The 19,260-nt window shown below is 70.1% G+C and carries 19 protein-coding genes; 3 read left to right on the plus strand and 16 right to left on the minus strand.

Annotation, left to right across the window (positions count from 1 at the left end; all coding sequences use genetic code 11):
- Position 1 precedes the first annotated feature (1 nt).
- The 6 genes from QMO56_RS00465 to zapE all read right to left on the minus strand — a co-directional run bounded on the left by QMO56_RS00465 (position 2) and on the right by zapE (position 7,986).
- A complete protein-coding gene (locus QMO56_RS00465; RefSeq protein ID WP_283523050.1) occupies positions 2-2,875 on the minus strand; it encodes a 2-oxoglutarate dehydrogenase E1 component in 2,874 nt (957 codons plus the stop codon).
- Between the two features lie 207 nt (positions 2,876-3,082).
- The gene (gene sucD, locus QMO56_RS00470; RefSeq protein WP_283523051.1) at positions 3,083-3,973 is read right to left on the minus strand and encodes a succinate--CoA ligase subunit alpha; all 891 of its coding nucleotides are present in this window, start codon (positions 3,971-3,973) and stop codon (positions 3,083-3,085) included.
- 2 nt (positions 3,974-3,975) lie between these two features.
- Positions 3,976-5,172 carry an ADP-forming succinate--CoA ligase subunit beta gene (gene sucC, locus QMO56_RS00475; protein ID WP_283523052.1) on the minus strand — a complete coding sequence of 399 codons (1,197 nt, stop codon included), beginning with the start codon at positions 5,170-5,172 and terminating at the stop codon, positions 3,976-3,978.
- A gap of 79 nt (positions 5,173-5,251) precedes the next feature.
- The gene (mdh, locus tag QMO56_RS00480) at positions 5,252-6,205 is read right to left on the minus strand and encodes a malate dehydrogenase (RefSeq protein ID WP_283523053.1); all 954 of its coding nucleotides are present in this window, start codon (positions 6,203-6,205) and stop codon (positions 5,252-5,254) included.
- A 140-nt stretch (positions 6,206-6,345) separates the two neighbouring features.
- A complete protein-coding gene (locus QMO56_RS00485; RefSeq protein ID WP_283523054.1) occupies positions 6,346-6,762 on the minus strand; it encodes a hypothetical protein in 417 nt (138 codons plus the stop codon).
- A 36-nt stretch (positions 6,763-6,798) separates the two neighbouring features.
- Positions 6,799-7,986: a cell division protein ZapE gene (gene zapE / locus QMO56_RS00490; RefSeq protein ID WP_283523055.1), complete on the minus strand. Its 1,188-nt coding sequence runs from the start codon at positions 7,984-7,986 to the stop codon at positions 6,799-6,801.
- A 157-nt stretch (positions 7,987-8,143) separates the two neighbouring features.
- Here zapE and QMO56_RS00495 point away from each other — a divergent pair, with 157 nt between their 5' ends.
- Positions 8,144-8,416: a DUF2171 domain-containing protein gene (locus tag QMO56_RS00495; RefSeq protein WP_283523056.1), complete on the plus strand. Its 273-nt coding sequence runs from the start codon at positions 8,144-8,146 to the stop codon at positions 8,414-8,416.
- Positions 8,417-8,613: 197 nt separating this feature from the next.
- On the opposite strand, the gene QMO56_RS00500 is transcribed toward QMO56_RS00495, so the two are convergent.
- The 6 genes from QMO56_RS00500 to QMO56_RS00525 all read right to left on the minus strand — a co-directional run bounded on the left by QMO56_RS00500 (position 8,614) and on the right by QMO56_RS00525 (position 13,854).
- Positions 8,614-9,396, minus strand: a complete 783-nt coding sequence (locus QMO56_RS00500; protein ID WP_283523057.1) for a succinate dehydrogenase iron-sulfur subunit — start codon at positions 9,394-9,396, stop codon at positions 8,614-8,616.
- A gap of 17 nt (positions 9,397-9,413) precedes the next feature.
- The gene (gene sdhA / locus QMO56_RS00505; RefSeq protein WP_283523058.1) at positions 9,414-11,222 is read right to left on the minus strand and encodes a succinate dehydrogenase flavoprotein subunit; all 1,809 of its coding nucleotides are present in this window, start codon (positions 11,220-11,222) and stop codon (positions 9,414-9,416) included.
- A gap of 128 nt (positions 11,223-11,350) precedes the next feature.
- Positions 11,351-11,746, minus strand: coding sequence for a succinate dehydrogenase, hydrophobic membrane anchor protein (gene sdhD / locus QMO56_RS00510; RefSeq protein WP_283523059.1), 396 nt, complete (start codon positions 11,744-11,746; stop codon positions 11,351-11,353).
- 10 nt (positions 11,747-11,756) lie between these two features.
- Positions 11,757-12,203 carry a succinate dehydrogenase, cytochrome b556 subunit gene (gene sdhC / locus QMO56_RS00515; RefSeq protein WP_283523060.1) on the minus strand — a complete coding sequence of 149 codons (447 nt, stop codon included), beginning with the start codon at positions 12,201-12,203 and terminating at the stop codon, positions 11,757-11,759.
- Positions 12,204-12,401: 198 nt separating this feature from the next.
- A complete protein-coding gene (locus tag QMO56_RS00520) occupies positions 12,402-12,695 on the minus strand; it encodes a hypothetical protein (protein WP_283523061.1) in 294 nt (97 codons plus the stop codon).
- Positions 12,696-12,819: 124 nt separating this feature from the next.
- On the minus strand, positions 12,820-13,854 hold the full coding sequence (locus QMO56_RS00525) for an aspartate-semialdehyde dehydrogenase (RefSeq protein ID WP_283523062.1): 1,035 nt from the start codon (positions 13,852-13,854) through the stop codon (positions 12,820-12,822).
- Positions 13,855-13,986: 132 nt separating this feature from the next.
- On the opposite strand from QMO56_RS00525, the gene QMO56_RS00530 reads away from it, so the two are divergent.
- Positions 13,987-14,460, plus strand: coding sequence for a DUF1489 family protein (locus tag QMO56_RS00530; RefSeq protein WP_283523063.1), 474 nt, complete (start codon positions 13,987-13,989; stop codon positions 14,458-14,460).
- Positions 14,461-14,588: 128 nt separating this feature from the next.
- Positions 14,589-14,819: a hypothetical protein gene (locus tag QMO56_RS00535; RefSeq protein ID WP_283523064.1), complete on the plus strand. Its 231-nt coding sequence runs from the start codon at positions 14,589-14,591 to the stop codon at positions 14,817-14,819.
- A 109-nt stretch (positions 14,820-14,928) separates the two neighbouring features.
- Here QMO56_RS00535 and QMO56_RS00540 read toward each other — a convergent pair whose 3' ends face one another.
- The 4 genes from QMO56_RS00540 to QMO56_RS00555 form a co-directional block, all read right to left on the minus strand.
- Positions 14,929-15,492, minus strand: coding sequence for an NADH-quinone oxidoreductase subunit B family protein (locus QMO56_RS00540; RefSeq protein WP_283523065.1), 564 nt, complete (start codon positions 15,490-15,492; stop codon positions 14,929-14,931).
- A gap of 94 nt (positions 15,493-15,586) precedes the next feature.
- Positions 15,587-17,089: a nickel-dependent hydrogenase large subunit gene (locus QMO56_RS00545; protein ID WP_283523066.1), complete on the minus strand. Its 1,503-nt coding sequence runs from the start codon at positions 17,087-17,089 to the stop codon at positions 15,587-15,589.
- Positions 17,086-18,573: a proton-conducting transporter membrane subunit gene (locus QMO56_RS00550; RefSeq protein WP_283523067.1), complete on the minus strand. Its 1,488-nt coding sequence runs from the start codon at positions 18,571-18,573 to the stop codon at positions 17,086-17,088. Before QMO56_RS00550 ends, QMO56_RS00545 begins: the two co-directional genes overlap by 4 nt.
- Positions 18,570-19,253 carry a hydrogenase-4 component E gene (locus tag QMO56_RS00555; protein ID WP_283523068.1) on the minus strand — a complete coding sequence of 228 codons (684 nt, stop codon included), beginning with the start codon at positions 19,251-19,253 and terminating at the stop codon, positions 18,570-18,572. Before QMO56_RS00555 ends, QMO56_RS00550 begins: the two co-directional genes overlap by 4 nt.
- Positions 19,254-19,260 lie beyond the last annotated feature (7 nt).

Raw genomic sequence — 19,260 nt, forward strand, 5'->3', positions numbered from 1 at the left:
CTCAGGAGAGCCCCAGGGCGTCGCGCACCAGGGCCTCCTGCTGCTGCTGGTGGACCTTGGCGAGGCCGGTGGCGGGGCTCGCCGCATCGGCGCGGCCGACGTAGTCGGGGCGCTTCGCCTTGATGTCCAACTCCTTCAGCACCTTCTCGATCCGCCGGTCGACGAAGTTCCAGGCGCCCATGTTCTCGGGCTCCTCCTGGCACCACACCACCTCGGCCTGCTTGTACTCGGCCAGCGCCTTGGCGAGGCTGACCGCGGGGAAAGGATAGAGCTGCTCCAGGCGGATGATCGCCACATCCCGCACGCCCTTGTCCCGGCGCTCCTGCAGCAGGTCGTAATAGACCTTGCCGGTGCAGAGCACCACGCGCTTGACCTGCTCGGCCGGCGCGATGGCGTCGATCTCGGGGATCACGGTGCGGAAGGTGCTGCCCGGCGCGAAATCGGCCAGCGAGCTGACCGCCAGCTTGTGGCGCAGCAGCGACTTCGGCGTCATCACCACCAGCGGCTTGCGGTGGTTGCGCTTGAGCTGGCGGCGCAGCGCATGGAAGTAGCTGGCCGGCGTCGTGAAGTTGCAGACCTGCATGTTGTTCTCGGAGCAGAGCTGCAGGTAGCGCTCCAGGCGGGCGGAGGAGTGCTCCGGCCCCTGGCCCTCATAGCCGTGCGGCAGCAGCATCACGAGGCCGGACATGCGCAGCCACTTGGTCTCGGCGCTGGCGATGAACTGGTCGATGATGACCTGCGCGCCATTGGCGAAGTCGCCGAACTGCGCCTCCCACAGCACCAGCGAGTGCGGGTCGGCCAGGGAGTAGCCGTAGTCGAAGCCCAGCACGCCGAACTCGGAGAGCAGCGAGTTGAAGGCCTCGATGCGCGCCTGCCCCTCCCGGATGTTGTTCAGCGGCACGTACTCGGCCTGGGTCTGCTGGTCCACCAGCACGGCGTGGCGATGGCTGAAGGTGCCGCGCTGCACGTCCTCGCCGGAGAGGCGGACGCGGTGGCCCTCCGCCAGCAGCGAACCGAAGGCCAGCGCCTCGCCGGTCGCCCAGTCGATGCCCTCGCCGCTCTCGATCGCCTGCCGCTTGGCCTCGAGCTGGCGGGCGATCTTGGAGTTGACGTTGAAGCCCTCCGGCACGCGGGCCAGGGCGGCGCCAACCTCGCGCAGCATGTCGAGCGAGACGGCGGTGCCGTCCTCCTTCTCCTCGCAGTCGGACCCGGCGGCCTTCATCCCGGCCCAGTGGCCCTCCAGCCAGTCCGCCTTGTTCGGCTTGAAGGTCTGCGCGGCCTGATAGGCCTCCTCCAGCCGGGCATTGAAGGCGTCGAGCATCGCCTTGCTGTCCTCGGCCGGGATGGCGCCGGACTGCGCCAGCCGCTCCGCATAAAGCGTGCGGGTGGTCTTGGTCTCCTTGATGCGGCCGTACATGATCGGCTGCGTGAAGGCCGGCTCGTCCGTCTCGTTGTGGCCGTGGCGGCGATAGCAGACGATGTCGAGCACGATGTCGGCGCCGAACTCCATGCGGTAGTCGGCGCAGAGCTTCGCGCAGAAGACCACCGCCTCCGGGTCGTCGCCGTTCACGTGCAGGATCGGCGCCTGCACGCTCTTGGCCACGTCCGTGCAGTAGAGGCCGGAATAGGCATGCGCCGGCACGGTGGTGAAGCCGATCTGGTTGTTCACCACGACATGCACGGTGCCGCCGGTGCGGTAGCCGATGAGCTGGCTCATCGCCAGGGTCTCATAGACCACGCCCTGGCCGGCGAAGGCGGCATCGCCATGCAGCAGGATGCCCATGACGCTGCGGCGGCCCTTGGTGTCGCCCGCCATGTCCTGCCGCGCGCGCACCTTGCCGACCACGACCGGGTCCACCGCCTCGAGATGGGAGGGGTTCGGCTGCAGCGAGAGATGCACCTGGCGGCCGTTGATCTCGACATCGGTCGAGGTGCCGAGGTGGTACTTCACGTCGCCCGAGCCCTGCACGTCATCCGGATGCGCGGGCGTGCCCTTGAACTCGGAGAAGACCTGGGTGAAGGGCTTCTTCACCACGTTGACCAGCGTGTTCAGGCGGCCGCGATGCGGCATGCCGATCGCGATCTCCCTGACGCCGCCATCGACCGCCGCGGCGATGATGGTCTGCAGCGCCGGGATGGTGACCTCGCCGCCCTCAAGGCCGAAGCGCTTGGTGCCGACATACTTGCGGGCGCAGAAGGCCTCGAAGCCCTCGGCCTCGGTGAGCTGCTGCAGGATGCCGCGGCGCGCGCCGGCGTCGAAGGCGCGGGTCCAGGGCGCGCCCTCCACCCGCTGCTGGATCCAGGCCTTCTGGCCTGGGTCCTGGATGTGCATGAACTCGACGCCGATCGGCCCGCAATAGGTCGCGCGCAGGATCTGCAGGATCTCGCGGACCGTCGCCGTCTCCTTGCCGAGCACGCCGTCAATGAAGATCGGCCGGTCCAGGTCGGCGGCGCTGAAGCCGTAGGTCTTCGGGTCCAGCTCCGGGTGCGGCTTCGGCGTCTGCAGGTGCAGCGGGTCGAGCTGGGCCTCCAGATGGCCGCGCACGCGATAGGCCCGGATCAGCATCAGGGCGCGCAGCGAGTCCAGCACCTGCTGGCGGCCGATGCCGGCCTCGGCGGCCGGGGCCGCCTTGGCGCCCTTCTTCTCGGGCGCGGGCGCTTCCTCGGGGGCGAAGCCGCCGCGCGGGCGCGGCGCCCAGGAGGCGCCGACGGCGTCGTGCAGGACGGCGCGCGCATCGTCGTTCAGTGCGGCGAACAGCTCCTGGAACGAGGCGTCCACGCTGTCCGGATTTTCCACCCAGCGCGCATACAGGTCGGCGAGGAAGGTGGCATTCGCCCCCGTCATCGCGCTTGCCAGGATGTCGATACCGGCCATCATCTCCTCCTCGCTCGCGCCCTGTCCTGGCGCGGCAGCGTCATCTCACCAACCGGGCGTCACAAAATGCAGCGCCGCCCCCGATATAGGGACGGCGCTGATTAACACAGAGGTTATTTGCGCAACATTGCGACGATCCGCGGCGGGTCTGCATGACAGACCCGCGCGCCGGCCTCATCGCCGCATTCTGCTGCGCCGCAGCATGCATCAGCCCTTGAGGGCCTTCACCATGGTCGAGCCGAGCGCCGCCGGGCTTTCCGCCACATGGATGCCGGCCTTGCGCATGGCGTCCATCTTGGCTTCCGCGGTGTCCTTGCCGCCGGAGATCACGGCGCCGGCATGGCCCATGCGGCGGCCCGGAGGCGCCGTGGCGCCGGCGATGAAGCCGACCACCGGCTTGTAATTGGCCGAACCCGGCTTGTTCTCGCGGGCCAGGAACTCGGCCGCGATGATCTCGGACTGGCCGCCGATCTCGCCGATCATGATCAGCTGCTTGGTCTCGTCGTCCTTCAGGAACAGCTCCAGGACGTCGATGAAGTCCATGCCCTTCACCGGATCGCCGCCGATGCCGACGCAGCTCGACTGGCCGAGGCCGGCCGCCGTGGTCTGCGCCACCGCCTCGTAGGTCAGCGTGCCGGAGCGGGAGACGATGCCGACCGAGCCGCGCTTGTGGATGTGGCCCGGCATGATGCCGATCTTGCAGGCGTCCGGGGTGATCACGCCCGGGCAGTTCGGCCCCACGAGGCGGGACTTCGAGCCGGAGAGCGCCCGCTTCACCCGGATCATGTCCATCACCGGGATGCCCTCGGTGATGCAGACGATCAGCGGCACCTCGGCGTCGATCGCCTCCAGGATGGAGTCGGCGGCAAACGGCGGCGGCACGTAGATGACGGAGGCGTCGGCGCCCGTCTGCTCCACGCACTCGGCCACGGTGTTGAACACCGGCAGGTTCAGGTGGGTCTGCCCGCCCTTGCCCGGCGTCACGCCGCCCACATACTTGGAGCCGTAGGCGATGCCCTGCTCGGCGTGGAAGGTGCCCTGCGAGCCGGTGAAGCCCTGGGTCATCACCTTGGTGTTCGCGTCGACGAGAATGGCCATGGTTATGCGGCCTCCTTCACGGCGCGGACCACCTTCTCGGCGGCGTCGGCCAGATTGTCGGCGGGGATGATCTTCAGGCCGGATTCGGCCAGGATCTTCTTGCCGAGTTCAACATTCGTGCCCTCCAGGCGCACCACCAGGGGCACGGAGAGCGTCAGGTTCTTCGCGGCGGCGACGACGCCGTTGGCGATCATGTCGCACTTGGCGATGCCACCGAAGATGTTGACCAGGATCGCCTTGACGTTCTTGTCGGAGGTGATGATCCGGAAGGCCTCGGTGACGCGCTCGGCCGTCGCCGTGCCGCCGACGTCGAGGAAGTTCGCGGGCGAGGAGCCGTAGAGCTTGATGATGTCCATGGTGGCCATCGCCAGGCCGGCGCCGTTCACCATGCAGCCGATCTCGCCGTCCAGCGCGACGTAGTTCAGGTCGTGCTTGGTGGCGTCGAGCTCCTTCGGGTCCATCTCGGACTCGTCGCGCAGCGCCTCAAGGTCCTTGTGGCGGAACAGCGCGTTGTCGTCGAAGGAGACCTTGGCATCGAGCGCCACCACGTCCCCCGCGCCGGTCACCACCAGCGGGTTGATCTCGACGATGGCGCAGTCGAGCTCGGTGAAGGCCTGGTACATGGCCGCCACGAACTTGCCGAAGGCGCCGATCTGCTTGCCTTCCAGGCCCAGCCCGAAGGCCAGCTTGCGGGCATGCCAGCCGGAGATGCCGGAGGCCGGATCCACGGCGACCTTCAGGATCTTCTCGGGGTGGTTCTCGGCCACCTCCTCGATCTCCATCCCGCCCTCGGTCGAGGCCATGATGGTGATGCGGGAGGTCTCGCGGTCCACCAGCAGGGAGAGATACAGCTCGCGCTTGATGTCGCAGCCGTCCTCGACATAGACGCGGCTGACCACCTTGCCGGCCGGGCCCGTCTGCTTGGTCACCAGCGTCTTGCCGATCATCGCCTCGGCGGCCGCCTTCACGTCCTCGACCGACTTGACGACGCGCACGCCGCCCTTGCCGTTCGGGTCCTCCTTGAAGCAGCCGGCACCGCGGCCACCGGCATGGATCTGCGACTTCACGACATAGACGGGGCCGGGCAGCTTCTTCGCCGCCTCGACCGCCTCGTCGGCCGTCCAGGCCACATGCCCGTCGAGCACCGCGACGCCATAGCGCCGCAGCAGCTCCTTACCTTGATACTCGTGGATGTTCATCCGCTCACCCTTCGCATGGGCTGGACGGCCAAAACGCGGCCGGGACGGGGGCCGGGGCGCCCGCCCCGGCCCCGGATAATCAGACGCCGAGCTTCTTGAAGTCCGCGATCAGCTTCTTCACCGCGTCGCAGGACTTGTCGAAGGCGGCCTTCTCCTCAGGGGTGAACTGGACCTCGACGATCTTCTCCACGCCCTTCTCACCGATCACGACGGGGACGCCGACATAGAAGTCGCTCATGCCGTACTCGCCGCGCAGCAGCACGGCGCAGGGCAGGACGCGCTTCTTGTCCTTCAGGTAGCTCTCGGCCATGGCGATCGCCGAGGCGGCCGGGGCGTAGAAGGCCGAGCCCTTCTCCAGCAGCTTGACGATCTCGCCGCCGCCATTGGCGGTGCGCGCCACGATGGCGTCGATCTTCTCCTGGGTGGTCCAGCCCATCTTGATCAGGTCGGGCACCGGAATGCCGGCGACGGTGGAGTAGCGGGTCAGCGGCACCATGGTGTCGCCATGGCCGCCCAGCACGAAGGCCGTCACGTCCTCGACGGAGACGCCGAACTCCTCGGCCAGGAACAGGCGGAAGCGCGAGCTGTCCAGCACGCCGGCCATGCCGACGACCTTCTCCGGCGGCAGGCCGGACTTCTGCTGCAGCACCCACACCATCACGTCGAGCGGGTTGGTGATGCAGATGACGAAGGCGTTCGGGGCATAGGTCTTGATGCCCTCGGCCACCTGGCCGATGACGCCGGCATTCTTGGTCAGCAGGTCGTCGCGGCTCATGCCGGGCATGCGCGGGAAGCCGGCGGTGACGATCACCACATCGGCGCCCTCGATGGCCGAATACTCGCTGGTGCCGACCATCTTGCTGTCGAAGCCATCGACCGGGCCGGACTGCATGATGTCGAGCGCCTTGCCGGCGGCGACGCCGGCGAAGACGTCGAACATGACGACGTCGCCCAGCTCCTTGAGGCCGATCAGATGGGCGAGCGTGCCACCGATGTTACCAGCGCCAACCAGCGCGATCTTCTTGCGGGCCATGAGGAGGCTCCTTCCCGAGCTTGCGAACGAAGGCGGAATTGGGAGGTCTTGCACCGGCTACCTACTCTTGCCCAACCGCCCCGGCAAGGCGGGGCGCGAGCCTATTCGGTGACCGGCGCGGCGGATCGGGTCAGGCGGCGTCAGAGCGGCAGGCAGCGCACCACGTCATCATGGCCGCGCGCCAGGGTGGACATGGTGCCGACCGGGCACTCGCGCTGCTCCCCCGCGGCGGCGGGCAGGCCGGCCTGCCAGGAGGTCAGGCGCGGACCGGCGGCCGGGCGCTGCGCCACGCGGCTGGCGGTGCGCTGCACCTTGCCCTTGCGCAGGATCTGCGCCGGCCGGGCCTTGGCCGAGCGGACACTGGCGGCAGACTGGCGGGACGCGCTGCGCTGCGGCTGCGCGGCCGGCCGGGCTGCGGCGGTGCGGTTGGGGGTGCTGGCCTTGGCCGACTTGCTGCCGGCGGCATGGCTCTCACGGCGGCCGGTGGCGGCATCCGCCGTGGGCACCAGGGCGATGCTCAGGAGGCCGAGCAGGCAGAGCGGGATCAGTCGTCGCATGGCAGCTCCTTCTTCCGGTTGTGGCGCGCCCGCCCCTCAGGTGAGGTGCGGCAGGCCGAGATAGTCGTGGCTTTGCATTTCGATCAGGCGGGAGGCGGTGCGCTGGAACATCGCCGCGTTCTCGCCCTGTTCGTAGAGCCGGTCCGGCTCCGCGGCGGCGGAGGCGACCAGCTTGCAGCGGTGCTCGTAAAGCGTGTCCACGAGCGTGATGAAGCGGCGGGCCTTGTCGAAATTGTCGGGCCCGAGGCGCGGCACCCCGTCCAGGATGAGGGTGTGGAAGTGGGTGGAGAGCGCCAGATAGTCGGCCGGGCCGAGCGGCAGGCCGCAGAGCTGCTCGAAATCCGCCCGCGCCACGCCGCCCAGCGCCTGCGGCACCTCGACACGGCGGCCCAGCACGGTCAGCGCCTGCTTCTCGCCATGCGCCTTGCCGGTCAGCTCCTTGAAGGCGGCGTCCAGCGCCCGCTCGGCCCGCCCGTCCACAGGGCTGTGCCAGGTGGGCAGGCCATGAATGCGGCCGCGCCGGTAGTCCTGCGCCGACTGCAGGTGCAGCACCGCGACATGCCGGTTGATCAGCGCGATGAAAGGCAGGAAGGCATCCCGCCCGGGGCGGCCCTTGAACAGGTCGTCCGGCGCCGTGTTGCTGGTGGCCACCACCACCGTGCCGCGGGCGAACAGCGCCTCGAACAGCCGGCCCAGGATCATCGCATCGGCGATGTCATGCACCTGGAACTCGTCGAAGCAGAGCAGCGAGGCCTCGGCCGTCACCTGGTCGGCCAGCGGCGGGATGGGGTCCGCGCTGTCGCCATGCTGCTTCTTCCAGGCATGGATGCGCTGGTGCGACTGCTGCATGAACTGGTGGAAGTGGATGCGCTTCTTCCGCGGCACGTCGGCGCAGGCGAAGAAAAGGTCCATCAGCATGGACTTGCCGCGCCCTACCTCGCCCACGAGATAAAGGCCCTGCGGCGCGTTGCCCGGCGCCTCGTCCACCGGCTTGCGGCGGAAGAAGCGGCTCATGAAGCCGCCACCCTCGGGCGTCGGGGGCTCCTGCTTCGGCTCATAGCCGCGCAACCGGCGCCAGAGATCCTGCAGGATCTCGGCCGCCTGCGCCTGGGCAGGGTCGGAACGCAGTTCGCCCGCCGCCACCTTCGCGCGGTAGGCGGGCAGCGGACCGTCGGCGGAACAGGGCAGGCCCGCGGCCTGCCCCGGCTTCATGGGGCCATCCATCGCAGTGCGGCTTAAAGGTTAATGCGCAACCCGACAACCGGGCATCCGCAGCCTTTTTGCACCGCAGCGCGGCCTTGGCCGGCAAGGGCTTACGGCGCGTTGCTGCATCCCCGCGCCATCTTCACCGTTAACCTTCAGAGCAGCGAGGGCCTCCGCCATGATCGACAAGTCACAGATCGCGCCGCACACCGAGATCGTCGGCTCCGATGGCATCCATATCGGGACCGTGGACGGGGTGGAGGGCGACTTCATCAAACTGACGAAGGGCGACTCCGCGGATGGCCGGCACCACTACCTGCCCGCCAGCGCCGTGGCCGAGCAGACCGACGGTAAGCTGACCACCCTGATGAACCACGCCGCCGCACAGTCCCTGTTGCAGGACAGCCCGGAACCCGGCGAGCCGGGCAGCAATTTCGTTACTGGTTCCTGAAAGAAGGCTGGGGGAATGAATTCCCCCAGACCCCCTTCTTTTTTCTTTTGCGTTTTCCGCGCTGCCGGCGAGCACAGCCACAAGCTGACAAAAAGGAAGACCGGGGTCCGGGGGGAATTTCTTCCGCCGGGCCTTTTCATGCAAAACGGCCCGCCAGGCTTCCCCGGCGGGCCGTTTTCTTGTGCGGCGAGGGTGGTTCAGCCCTGCCGCTCGATCATCAGCTTCTTGATTTCGCCAATCGCCTGCGCCGGGTTCAGCCCCTTCGGGCAGGTGGCGGCGCAATTCATGATGGTGTGGCAGCGGTACAGGCGGAACGGGTCCTCGAGGTTGTCGAGGCGCTCACCGGTGTACTCGTCGCGCGAGTCGGCGATCCAGCGATAGGCCTGGAGCAGCACCGCCGGGCCCAGGTAGCGGTCGCCGTTCCACCAGTAGGAGGGGCAGGCCGTGGAGCAGCAGAAGCACAGGATGCACTCCCACAGCCCGTCCAGCTTGGCGCGCTCCTCCTTGGACTGGCGGCGCTCCTCATCCGGTGGCGGCGGGGTGTCGCTCTTCAGCCAGGGCTCGATCGAGCGGAGCTGGGCGTAGATATGCGTCAGGTCGGGCACCAGGTCCTTCACCACCGGCATGTGCGGCAGCGGAGTGATGCGGACGTCCTTCTTCACATCCTCGATCGGCTTGAGGCAGGCGAGGGTGTTCATCCCGTCGATGTTCATCGAGCAGGAGCCGCAGATGCCCTCCCGGCAGGAACGCCGGAAGGTCAGCGTGGTGTCCACCTCGTTCTTGATCTTGATGAGCGCGTCCAGGACCATCGGACCGCACTTGTCGAGATCGATCTCGTAGGTGTCGTAGCGCGGATTCTCGCCGGTATCCGGGTCGAACCGGTAGATCTTGAAGGATTTGACGTTCTTCGCGCCCGGCTCGGCCTTGTAGGTCTTGCCGGTGCCGATCGTCGAGTTCTTCGGAAGCGTGAAAGTGGCCATGGGATGCGGCTCTTTCCTCAGTACACGCGCGGCTTGGGCGGGAAGACCTGAACCTCGTTGGTGAGGGTCCGCATCTTCACGTCACGGTAGTCGAGGGAGACTTCGTATTTCTCGTTCACCCGGGCGAGGGTGTGCTTCATCCAGTTCTGATCGTCGCGCTCGGGGTAGTCCTCATGGGCATGGGCGCCACGGCTCTCGTGCCGCGCCTCGGCCCCCACCACGGTGGTCAGCGCGTTGCCGATCAGGTTGTCCAGCTCCAGCGCCTCCATCAGGTCGCTGTTCCAGATCAGGCCCCGGTCGGCGATACGGATGTCGCTGTAGCCCTGGGCGACCTTCGCCATCTTCTCGCAGCCTTCCTTCAGCAGATCGGAGGTGCGGAAGACGGCAGCATGGGTCTGCATGGTGCGCTGCATCTGCCCGCGCAGCTCGGCCACGGCGGTGCTGCCCTTGGCGTGGCGGACGCGGTCCAGGCGGTCCAGCGCCATCTCGCCGGCCTTCGGCGGCAGTGGCGCCTGGCTGGCGCCCGGCTTGATCGTCTCGGCGGCGCGCAGCGCGGCGGCGCGCCCGAAGACCACGAGATCGAGCAGCGAGTTGGTGCCCAGGCGGTTGGCGCCATGCACCGAGACGCTGGCCGCCTCCCCCACCGCCATCAGGCCGGGGACCACCCGGTCCTGGTCGGTGCCGGTCGCGGCCAGCACCTCGCAGTGGATGTTGGTCGGGATGCCGCCCATGTTGTAGTGGACGGTCGGGAGCATCGGGATCGGCTCCTTCGTCACGTCCACACCCGCAAAAATCTTCGCCGTCTCGGAGATGCCGGGCAGCCGCTCATGCAGCAGGTCCGCGCCGAGATGCTCCAGGTGCAGGTGGATGTGGTCCTTGTGCGGGCCGACGCCCCGCCCCTCGCGGATCTCCATGGACATGGCGCGGGAGACGACGTCGCGGCTCGCCAGGTCCTTGGCGGTCGGCGCGTAGCGCTCCATGAAGCGCTCGCCCTCGGAGTTGGTGAGGTAGCCGCCCTCGCCGCGGGCGCCCTCGGTCACGAGGCAGCCCGAGCCGTAGATGCCGGTCGGGTGGAACTGCACGAACTCATTGTCCTGCAGGGGCAGGCCGGCGCGCAGCACCATGCCGCCGCCATCGCCCGTGCAGGTGTGGGCGGAGGTGCAGGAGAAGTAGGCGCGGCCATAGCCGCCGGTGGCCAGCACCACGGTCTGCGCCCGGAAGCGGTGGATCGAGCCGTCCTCCAGGCACCAGGCGACGACGCCGCGGCAGGCGCCCTCCTCCATGATCAGGTCGAGCGCGAAATACTCGACGAAGAACTCGCACTGGTGCTTCAGCGACTGCTGGTAGAGCGTGTGCAGGATGGCATGGCCCGTGCGGTCGGCGGCGGCGCAGGCGCGCATCGCCGGGGTCTTGCCGTAGTTCTGCATGTGGCCGCCGAAGGGCCGCTGGTAGATCCTGCCGTCCTCGGTCCGGCTGAAGGGCACGCCGAAGTGCTCCAGCTCGATAATCGAGGGGACGGCCTCGCGGCACATGTACTCGATGGCGTCCTGGTCACCCAGCCAGTCCGACCCCTTGACGGTGTCGTACATGTGCCAGCGCCAGTCGTCCTCGCCCATGTTGCCGAGCGCGGCGCCGACTCCGCCCTGTGCCGCCACGGTGTGGCTGCGGGTCGGGAAGACCTTGGTGATGCAGGCGGTTTTCAGCCCCGCGGCGCCCATGCCGAAGGTGGCGCGCAGCCCGGCCCCGCCGGCGCCGACGACGACCACGTCATAGGTGTGGTCCACGACGCGGTAGGCGCCCGAGGAAGGCATGGTGATCGCGTTCATCGTCCCGATCCGTCCGTCACTTGCGCGGCGCGCAGAGGAAGGCGCCGCCTTTGCAGAAAGCTGTCATCGTGAAGATAGGGCGGAGTTGTACCTTGCCAGCCTCCACCCTGCCATGCGTGTGGGGCGCCTCAGACCGCGATCTTGAGCACGGCCAGGGCCGCCAGCACGCCGAACAGCGCGCAGGCCGCCTTCACCACCAGGATATAGGCCGTGCGGGACATCTCGTCGGCGACGTAGTCCTCGAGCACGACCTGCAGGCCGGAGGCGGTGTGCTGGAAGCCGATCGCGATGGTCAGCAGCAGCAGGGTGGCGTTGAACGGGTGGCCGATCCAGAGGATGGTGTCGGCATAGCTGTGCCCGGCCAGGCTCGCCACCGAGATCACGAACCAGAGCATCAGCGGCAGCAGCGCCATGGAGGAGACGCGCTGCATCCACCAGTGGTGCGAGCCCTGCTTGGCCGAGCCCATGCCGCGCGCGCGCCCGAGGGGCGAGCGCAGGCGGATCGATACGTTCTTGTCACTCATGATCCGCTCCTCAGGCCCAGGCGATGATGGCGATGAACCAGGTCAGCACGGTCAGCACCCCGGTGCCGATCAGCACGATGCGGCCGGTGCGGTGCACGGTCGGGATGTCGTAGCCGTAGCCGGCATCCCACATCAGGTGCCGCACGCCCGCCAGCGTGTGGTACCAGGCCACCGCCGAGAGGCCGAACAGAACCAGCATGCCAATGAAGGAGCTGAAGAACCATTGCGCCGTGGCGAAGGCTTCCGGTCCCGAGGCGGCGGCCACCAGCCACCACACCAGGAACAGCAGCCCGACCGCCCAGATCGAGCCGGTGATGCGATGCGCGATCGACATGCCGCTGGTGATCTGGAACATGTCGTAGACTTGCATGTGGGGCGACAGCGGGCGGCGGATCGCCGTCCCGTCCGTGCGGCGGCCCACCATGGTCGCGTCGCGCGCGTTGTTCTCAATCGACATGGACCGATCCCGCTCCGCAATTTCCAAACGCCCCGACTCCCGCCGGGGCAGCGGCGGGCGAGGCAGTGGGGATCTTTTATGGTGCGGTGCCCTGTAGCGTCAACGCGCCCCGGGGCGCCCCGGGGCCCTGCGGCCTGCAAAGGCCGCGCCCGCGGCGGCAGGACAGGCCGCCGCCGCCATGCGCTCCCGGCGCCGGACTCAGTACCCGTAGCCGCGATAGGCGCCGGGCGGCGGCGCGCCATAGGGTGCGCCGTAATAGGGGTCACGCGGGCGTTCCGGCGTGGTCAGTGCCCCGCCGGCCGCGCCGACCGCGCCGCCAAGCAGCGCGCCCGTGCCGGCATTGCCGGAGAGCGAGCCCACCCCCGCGCCGACGCCCGCCCCCAGCAGGCCGCCACCAACCGCCCGCTGGCCTGGGCTGTAGGGGTCGCTGCAGGCCGCCAGGCCCAGCATGACGCCGCCCGCCAGGCCCAGCCGCATGATGGTCTTTCGCATGACTCGAACCTCCTTTGTTGTTCCCTTGGAACGCCAGGAGGCATGGCGGGGATGCAGGTCCGCCGTGTGGCGGCGGCATGTCGCCGCCGCCACAATTCAACACGCTTGCGTGAAAGGCCGCGCTTCAGCCAGCCGCCGCCCGCTCCAGCAGACCGCTGTGCACCAGCTCCTCGGCGATCTGCACCGCGTTCAGCGCCGCGCCCTTGCGGAGGTTGTCGGCCACGCACCAGAAGGCCAGGCCGTTCGGCACCGTCGGGTCCTTGCGCAGGCGCGAGACGAAGACCGGGTCCTCGCCGGCGATGTCCACCTGGGTGGCGTAGCCGCCGTCCTCGCGCCGGTCGAGCACCGTGATGCCCGGCGCCTCGCGCAGCGCCTCCCAGGCCTGCTGCTCGGTGATCGGCTGCTCGAACTCGACATGCACCGCCTCGCCATGGCCGATGAAGGCCGGCACGCGCACGCAGGTCGCCACCACCTGGATGTCCGGGTCGAGGATCTTCCGGGTCTCGACGGCCATCTTCCACTCTTCCTTGGTGAAGCCGTCGTCCATGAACTTGTCGATATGCGGGATGCAGTTGAAGGCGATCGGCTTGGTGAACACCTCGGGCGCCGCCGCGTCGTTCACGTAGACGCCGCGGGTCTGGGTGAACAGCTCGTCCATCGCCTCCTTTCCCGCGCCGGAGACCGACTGGTAGGTGGAGACCACCACCCGCCTGATCCGCGCGATCTCGTGCAGCGGCTTGAGCGCCACCACCATCTGGATGGTCGAGCAGTTCGGGTTGGCGATGATGTTGCGCTTGCGGAAGCCCTTCAGCGCCCGCGGATTCACCTCCGGCACCACCAGCGGCACGTCGGGGTCCATGCGGAACTGGCTGGTGTTGTCGATCACCACGCAGCCGGCCGCCGCCGCGCGCGGCGCATGCACCGCCGAGACCGAGGCACCGGGGGAGAACAGGCCGATATCGGTGCCGGCGAAGTCGAACTTCTCCAGGTTCTGCACCTTCAGCACGGTCTTCTCGCCGAAGGAGATCTCCTGCCCCGCCGACCGGCCGGAGGCCAGCGCGATGACCTCACTGACCGGGAACTCCCGTTCCGCGAGGGTTTTCAGCATCTCGCGACCCACATTGCCGGTGGCGCCGACGACCGCGACGCGGTAGCCCATCGCTTTACTTCCTTCCCCTGGGGGTTCCTGCAGGCCCGCCCGCGCGGGACCGAAAAGTGCGCTGCCTTACCGCTCGCGCGGCGGCGCGCGCAACTGTTTTACGCCACACCCGCCGCGCCGGCCGGCCGGCGCATGCCGCCGCCCCTTGTGGCGCCGGCGCGGCGGCGTACATCTCCGGCCGTGCTGCACCTCATCAAGCTCTGCGTCGGCCCGCGCGACGTGGCCACCCTCCAGGCCGGCCAGGAGCGCCGCGCCCAGCTCGACCCGCCGCTCCGCCACCTCACCCGCATGGCGCCCAAGCGGGCCGCGGAGGTGCTGGACGGCGGCTCGCTCTACTGGGTGGTGGCCGGCTTCGTCTGCGTCCGCCAGCGCATCCTGGACATCCGCGCCGAGGCGGCGGCGGACGGCTCGGCGCGCACCGCGCTGGTGCTGGATGCCGCCCTGGTCGCCGTCGCCGGGCGGCCGGTGAAGCCTTTCCAGGGCTGGCGCTACCTGGAGGCGGAAGCCGCCCCGCCCGACCTCGCCGCGCCCGCCGAGGATGCCTCCGGCATCGCCGCCCTGCCACCCGCGCTGCGGCGCGAACTGCAGCTTCTGGCGCTGCTCTGAGGTTCTCCGTTTCCCCGTCCGGTTAACGGCGATTTTAGCTCTGGCCCATGCGGGCGAGAGCCGCCGGCCGCCATGCTGATCCTGAGGGGCGCGGGTTCGCGGCTCCCCGCATCAGGAAATCCATGGACATGCTCCGGTCGTTCCGCCTTCTGCTCGCCGCCTTCGCGCTGGCCGCGCCGCTTGCCCTCGCCGGCCTCTCCGGCACCGCGGAGGCCGCCTCCCCGCAGCACCAGACCGCCCGGCCGGCGCAGCATGCCGCGGCACAGCACCCGCGTCATCGCCGCCATGCGCATGTGAAGCGCCCCACGCGCGCGCGGCATGCCGTCCGCGCCCGCCGCGCGCATCGCCCGGTCGGCTGAGGATACCGGGCGACGGCCTTTTTCCCGGCAGGACGTCGTCCGGTCCGCCGGCTCCATGGGAGCCCGGCGTTTCGGGCCGGCAGGATGGTCCTGCCGGCCCGATTCCGTTTCAGCCGCCCGCCGCCGCCGGCGGCGGCGGGTCCTCCGCCGCACCCTCCTCCTGCACCGCCAGCAGCGAGAGCAGCCCTTCCAGCAGCATCGTCGGGCTGGGCGGGCAGCCCGGAATCACCAGGTCAACCGGCAGCACGCGCTCCACGCCGCCCGCCACGGCATAGCTGTCGCGGAACACGCCGCCATCCAGCGCGCAGTCGCCCACCGCCACCACCCATTTCGGGTCCGGCGTGCAGAGGAAGGCCCGCTGCACCGCCTCCGTCATGTTGTGGCAGGCCGGGCCGGTGACCAGCAGCACGTCGGCATGGCGCGGCGAGGCGACGAAGCGCAGCCCGAACCGCTCCAGGTCGTAGACCACGCCGGAAAGCGCGTTCACCTCCAGCTCGCAGCCGTTGCAGGAGCCGGAATCGACGTGCCGGATGGCCAGACTGCGGCCCAGCCGCGCCTGCGCGGCCGCTTCCAGGCGCTCGGCCAGGGCGGCGACGGTGGTCGGGGGTGGGGGCGTCGAGGGTTCGGTGAGCGGTCGGCGGAACAGGCCGCGGGCCAGGCTCGGCCAGAGCATCAGGGCACCTCCCCGGAGCAGGAGAACAGGCCGGGGGAAGGAATTCCCCAGGACCCCCATCTTTTTTCCGTCAGGTTTCGGCGCGGTGGAACGCTCACAGGTCCACCCCGCTGTAGGAGCAGTTGAACGACTTGTTGCAGAGCGGGAAGTCGGCGACGATGTTGTCCTCCACCGCCACCTCCAGCAGCGGCCATTGCAGCCAGGACGGATCGCGCAGGAAGGCGCCGCGGATCAGCCCGTCCTCCGCCAGCGCCATCCAGCACAGCACCTCGCCGCGGAAGCCCTCCACCACGCCCAGCCCCTCGCCGCCACGGATGGGCAGCGAGACCAGCGTCTCGCCCGGCTCCAGTCGGTCCAGCAGCGCGGCGGCGAGCGCCAGGCTCTGCGCCAGTTCCTCCATGCGGATCGTCAGCCGCGCCTCCACATCGCCCGCCTGCAGCAGCGGCACGGCGAAGGGCAGCGCGTCATAGGGCGCATAGGGCAGGTCCCGCCGGGCGTCGAAGTCGCGCCCCGAGGCACGGCCGACGAAGCCGCCCGCCGCGAACAGCGCCGCCCAGGCCGGACGCAGCGCGCCGGTGCCGGCCAGCCGGTCCTGCAGGCTGGCATGGTCCTCCGTCACCCGCCGCAGCGCCGGCATCTCCGCCGCGACCAGCGCCAGCGCCTCGCGGATCGCCGCCATGCCGGAAGAAGCGATGTCGATCGAGACCCCGCCCGGCACCACGCGGTCCATCAGCAGCCGGTGGCCGAAGGCGGCCTCGTTGGCCCGCAGCACCACCTCGCGCAGCGCGCCGCAGCGCGCATGCGGCCAGGCGAAGGCGGCATCGTTGCAGATGAAGCCCCAGTCGCTCAGGTGGTTGGCGACCCGTTCCAGCTCCGCCATCAGCCCGCGCAGCAGCGTGGCGCGGGGCGGCACCGCCACGCCGAGCGCCGCCTCGGCCGCTCGCGCGAAGGCCCAGGCATGCGCCACCGTCGAGTCGCCGGAGAGCCGCGCCGCCAGCCGCGCCGCCGCCCGTGGCGACTTGCCGCGCATCAACCCCAGCGTTCCCTTGTGTGCATAGCCCAGCCGCGTTTCCAGCCGGACGATGGTCTCGCCCTGCACGTGGAAGCGGAAATGGCCGGGCTCGATCACCCCGGCATGGATCGGCCCCACCGGGATCTGGTGCACCCCCTCCCCTTCGGCCGGCAGGAACTCCGGCTGCGGCGGCTCGCTCGCCTGTGCGACGGCGCGGCCGGAAAGCGGTGCGGTGAAGCCCCAGCGCCCATGGTCCAGCCAGGGCCGCCCATCCACCCCGCCCTCGGCCCGCAGGCCCCAGAGGTCGGCGATGGCACGCTCGAACCAGGCCGCCGCCGGGCGAGCCGGCGAAAGCGCGGGATAGCTCTCCTCGGCCGCCGTGCTGGCGAGCAGCAGCGCGCCACCCCCGGCAGGGCGGAAGGCGGCATGCACGGCGCCGATCCCGGCCCAGAGGGCCAGCAGCTCCAGCTCCGCCTCCTGGCGCAGCGCCCCGGGCAGGTCGGCCCAGGCGGCGGGGGTCAGTTCGCGCCGGGAGGGCGCGCGTTCCGCGCCGGCGAGGATCAGGCGGGTGGCAGGACCGCTCATCCGGCGATCCTCGCGGCATCCAGCAGCACCGCCAGGATCGGCGCCGGCAAGGCCAGCCCGAGCAGCAGGGCCAGCAGCAGATGGAGGTGCAGCGGCGCCAGCGCCGCCCAGGCGTCCAGCCGCGGGCCGAGCAGCGAGGGCACCGCGCGGAGCGGCACGGCGGCCGGCGCCGGGCCAAGACCCAGCGCCTGCATCGCCTGCGCCATCGCCAGCGCCGCGACCAGCAGGCCGATGCCCAGCGGCAGGGTCAGCCAGGGCAGCCGCGCCACCGTCTGCTGCACCAGCAGGAACTCGCTGGCGAAGAGCGAGAAGGGCGGCAGCCCGGCGATCGCCAGCATCGCCAGCATCAGCGACCAGCCCAGGCGCGGATGCGACTTCACCAGCCCACCCAGCCCCGCGAGGCTCTGGCTGCCGCGCAGCATCGTCGCGCGCCCCAGGCCGAAGAAGATGGCGCTTTTCACCAGGGAGTGGCCGAGCAGGTGCAGCATCCCGGCCAGCGCCGCCGGCCCGCCCAGCCCGAAGGCGAAGGCGGCGAGGCCCATATGCTCGATGCTGCTCCAGGCGAAGAAGCGCCGCGCATCGCGCCGCCGCCAGAGCGCGAAGGCCGCCAGCAGCAGCGAGGCCAGCCCCATCGCCATCATCAGCGCGCCAGGCGGCAGCGGGCCGGGATTCAGCGCCACCACCGCCTTGGCGCGCAGCACGGCGTGCAGCGCGGCGTTCAGCAGCAGGCCGGAGAGCACGGCGGAAATCGCCATCGGCCCCTCGGCATGGGCGTCGGGCAGCCAGGAATGCAGCGGCACCAGCCCGGCCTTGGTGCCGTAGCCGACCAGCAGGAAGATGAAGGCCAGCGTCAGCAGGCTGGGATCGGCCTCCCGCCCCACCCGCAGCAGCACCGCGAAGGAGAGCGCCGCCCCCCCGTCCCCGGCGAAGGGCAGCGCCGCCATCGCCAGCAGGATGGTGCCGAACAGCGCCAGGGCGATGCCGACGCCGCAGAGGATCAGGAACTTCCAGGCCGCCTCCAGCGCCGCGGGCGTGCGGTGCAGCGCCACCATCAGCACCGTGGCGAAGGTGGCCAGCTCGATGGCCACCCACATCAGCCCGAGATTGTCGGCCAGCAGCGCCAGGTGGTTGGCGCCGAGGAAGACCTGGAAGGCGGCGTGGTAGGCGCGCCCGGCGCGTGGGCTGAAGCCCTCCCCGCCCACCGTGGCGGCGGAGAAGCAGGCGGTGGTGAGCCCGACAAAGGCGCCGAGCAGCAGCAGCGGCAGGTTCAGCGCGTCGAGGTGCAGCAGCCAGACGGCCTCCTCGCCGCCGCGCGGCAGCGCCAGCAGGCCGAGCGCCAGCAGGAAGCCGGCCAGCGCCAGGGCGATGTTCAGCAGCGCCGCAACCCGCAGCGAGGGGAGGACCGCCAGCACCACACCGCCCAGGAAGGGCAGCGCCACCAGCAGCAGGGGCAGGCCGAGGCTCAGCGGCATCCCCACGCTCATGGCTGCTCCGCCTCGGCACGCTCGCCGCGGTGGCGGTGCAGCAGGGAGAGGTCCAGGCTCTCGAAGCGGGCGCGCAGATGGAAGGCGAAGAAGCCCGCCACCCCCGCCAGCACCAGCACCAGGGCGGCCGTGGAGAGCTCCACCACCAGCGGCAGGCCGCGCACCCCGGCGGCGGCCAGCACCAGCCCGTTCTCCAGGCTCAGCAAGCCGATCACCTGGCTGATCGCCTGCCGGCGGGTGATCATCATCAGCATTCCCAGCAGCACGACCGAGAGCGCCATCGCCAGATCCTCCCGCGCCAGGGCGCCGGCGCCGGTGGTGGCCGGCAGCACCACCAGGATGGCCAGCGCCACCAGCGCCACCCCGGCGATCAGCCCCGCCCCGATACCCAGCGCCGGCTCCGCGCTGCGGTGCAGGCCGAAGCGGCGCACCAGCGCGCGCAGCGCCAGCGGGATCAGCACCGCCTTGGCGGCGGCGGCGACCAGCGCCGTCACGTAGAGCCCCGGCGCCCCCTGCGCCCAGCCCTGCCAGGCCACGGCGAGCGCCAGCAGCGCCCCCTGGGTGGCGAAGGCGTTGATCACCGCCGCCATGCGCCGCTGGTAGAGCAGCACGAAGGAGAGCAGCAGCACCGCGCCGCCCAGCAGATGCGCCACGTCGTAAGGAAGCTGCCCAAAGCCCATCCCGCGC

Source organism: Roseomonas sp. E05 (assembly GCF_030063475.1).
Classification (GTDB): domain Bacteria; phylum Pseudomonadota; class Alphaproteobacteria; order Acetobacterales; family Acetobacteraceae; genus Pseudoroseomonas.

Excerpts from the sequence above, each read along its gene's own strand:
- mdh (WP_283523053.1), bottom strand. The coding sequence starts at position 6,205 with ATGGCCCGCAAGAAGATCGCGCTGGTTGGCGCTGGTAACATCGGTGGC.
- QMO56_RS00485 (WP_283523054.1), bottom strand. The coding sequence starts at position 6,762 with ATGCGACGACTGATCCCGCTCTGCCTGCTCGGCCTCCTGAGCATCGCC.
- QMO56_RS00545 (WP_283523066.1), bottom strand. The coding sequence starts at position 17,089 with ATGAGCGGTCCTGCCACCCGCCTGATCCTCGCCGGCGCGGAACGCGCG.
- sucC (WP_283523052.1), bottom strand. The coding sequence starts at position 5,172 with ATGAACATCCACGAGTATCAAGGTAAGGAGCTGCTGCGGCGCTATGGC.
- QMO56_RS00525 (WP_283523062.1), bottom strand. The coding sequence starts at position 13,854 with ATGGGCTACCGCGTCGCGGTCGTCGGCGCCACCGGCAATGTGGGTCGC.
- QMO56_RS00555 (WP_283523068.1), bottom strand. The coding sequence starts at position 19,253 with ATGGGCTTTGGGCAGCTTCCTTACGACGTGGCGCATCTGCTGGGCGGC.
- QMO56_RS00540 (WP_283523065.1), bottom strand. The coding sequence starts at position 15,492 with ATGCTCTGGCCGAGCCTGGCCCGCGGCCTGTTCCGCCGACCGCTCACC.
- sucD (WP_283523051.1), bottom strand. The coding sequence starts at position 3,973 with ATGGCCATTCTCGTCGACGCGAACACCAAGGTGATGACCCAGGGCTTC.
- QMO56_RS00530 (WP_283523063.1), top strand. The coding sequence starts at position 13,987 with ATGCCGCCGCCCCTTGTGGCGCCGGCGCGGCGGCGTACATCTCCGGCC.
- QMO56_RS00535 (WP_283523064.1), top strand. The coding sequence starts at position 14,589 with ATGCTCCGGTCGTTCCGCCTTCTGCTCGCCGCCTTCGCGCTGGCCGCG.
- QMO56_RS00500 (WP_283523057.1), bottom strand. The coding sequence starts at position 9,396 with ATGGCCACTTTCACGCTTCCGAAGAACTCGACGATCGGCACCGGCAAG.
- sdhA (WP_283523058.1), bottom strand. The coding sequence starts at position 11,222 with ATGAACGCGATCACCATGCCTTCCTCGGGCGCCTACCGCGTCGTGGAC.
- QMO56_RS00465 (WP_283523050.1), bottom strand. The coding sequence starts at position 2,875 with ATGGCCGGTATCGACATCCTGGCAAGCGCGATGACGGGGGCGAATGCC.
- QMO56_RS00550 (WP_283523067.1), bottom strand. The coding sequence starts at position 18,573 with ATGAGCGTGGGGATGCCGCTGAGCCTCGGCCTGCCCCTGCTGCTGGTG.
- sdhD (WP_283523059.1), bottom strand. The coding sequence starts at position 11,746 with ATGAGTGACAAGAACGTATCGATCCGCCTGCGCTCGCCCCTCGGGCGC.
- QMO56_RS00520 (WP_283523061.1), bottom strand. The coding sequence starts at position 12,695 with ATGCGAAAGACCATCATGCGGCTGGGCCTGGCGGGCGGCGTCATGCTG.
- sdhC (WP_283523060.1), bottom strand. The coding sequence starts at position 12,203 with ATGTCGATTGAGAACAACGCGCGCGACGCGACCATGGTGGGCCGCCGC.
- QMO56_RS00495 (WP_283523056.1), top strand. The coding sequence starts at position 8,144 with ATGATCGACAAGTCACAGATCGCGCCGCACACCGAGATCGTCGGCTCC.
- zapE (WP_283523055.1), bottom strand. The coding sequence starts at position 7,986 with ATGGATGGCCCCATGAAGCCGGGGCAGGCCGCGGGCCTGCCCTGTTCC.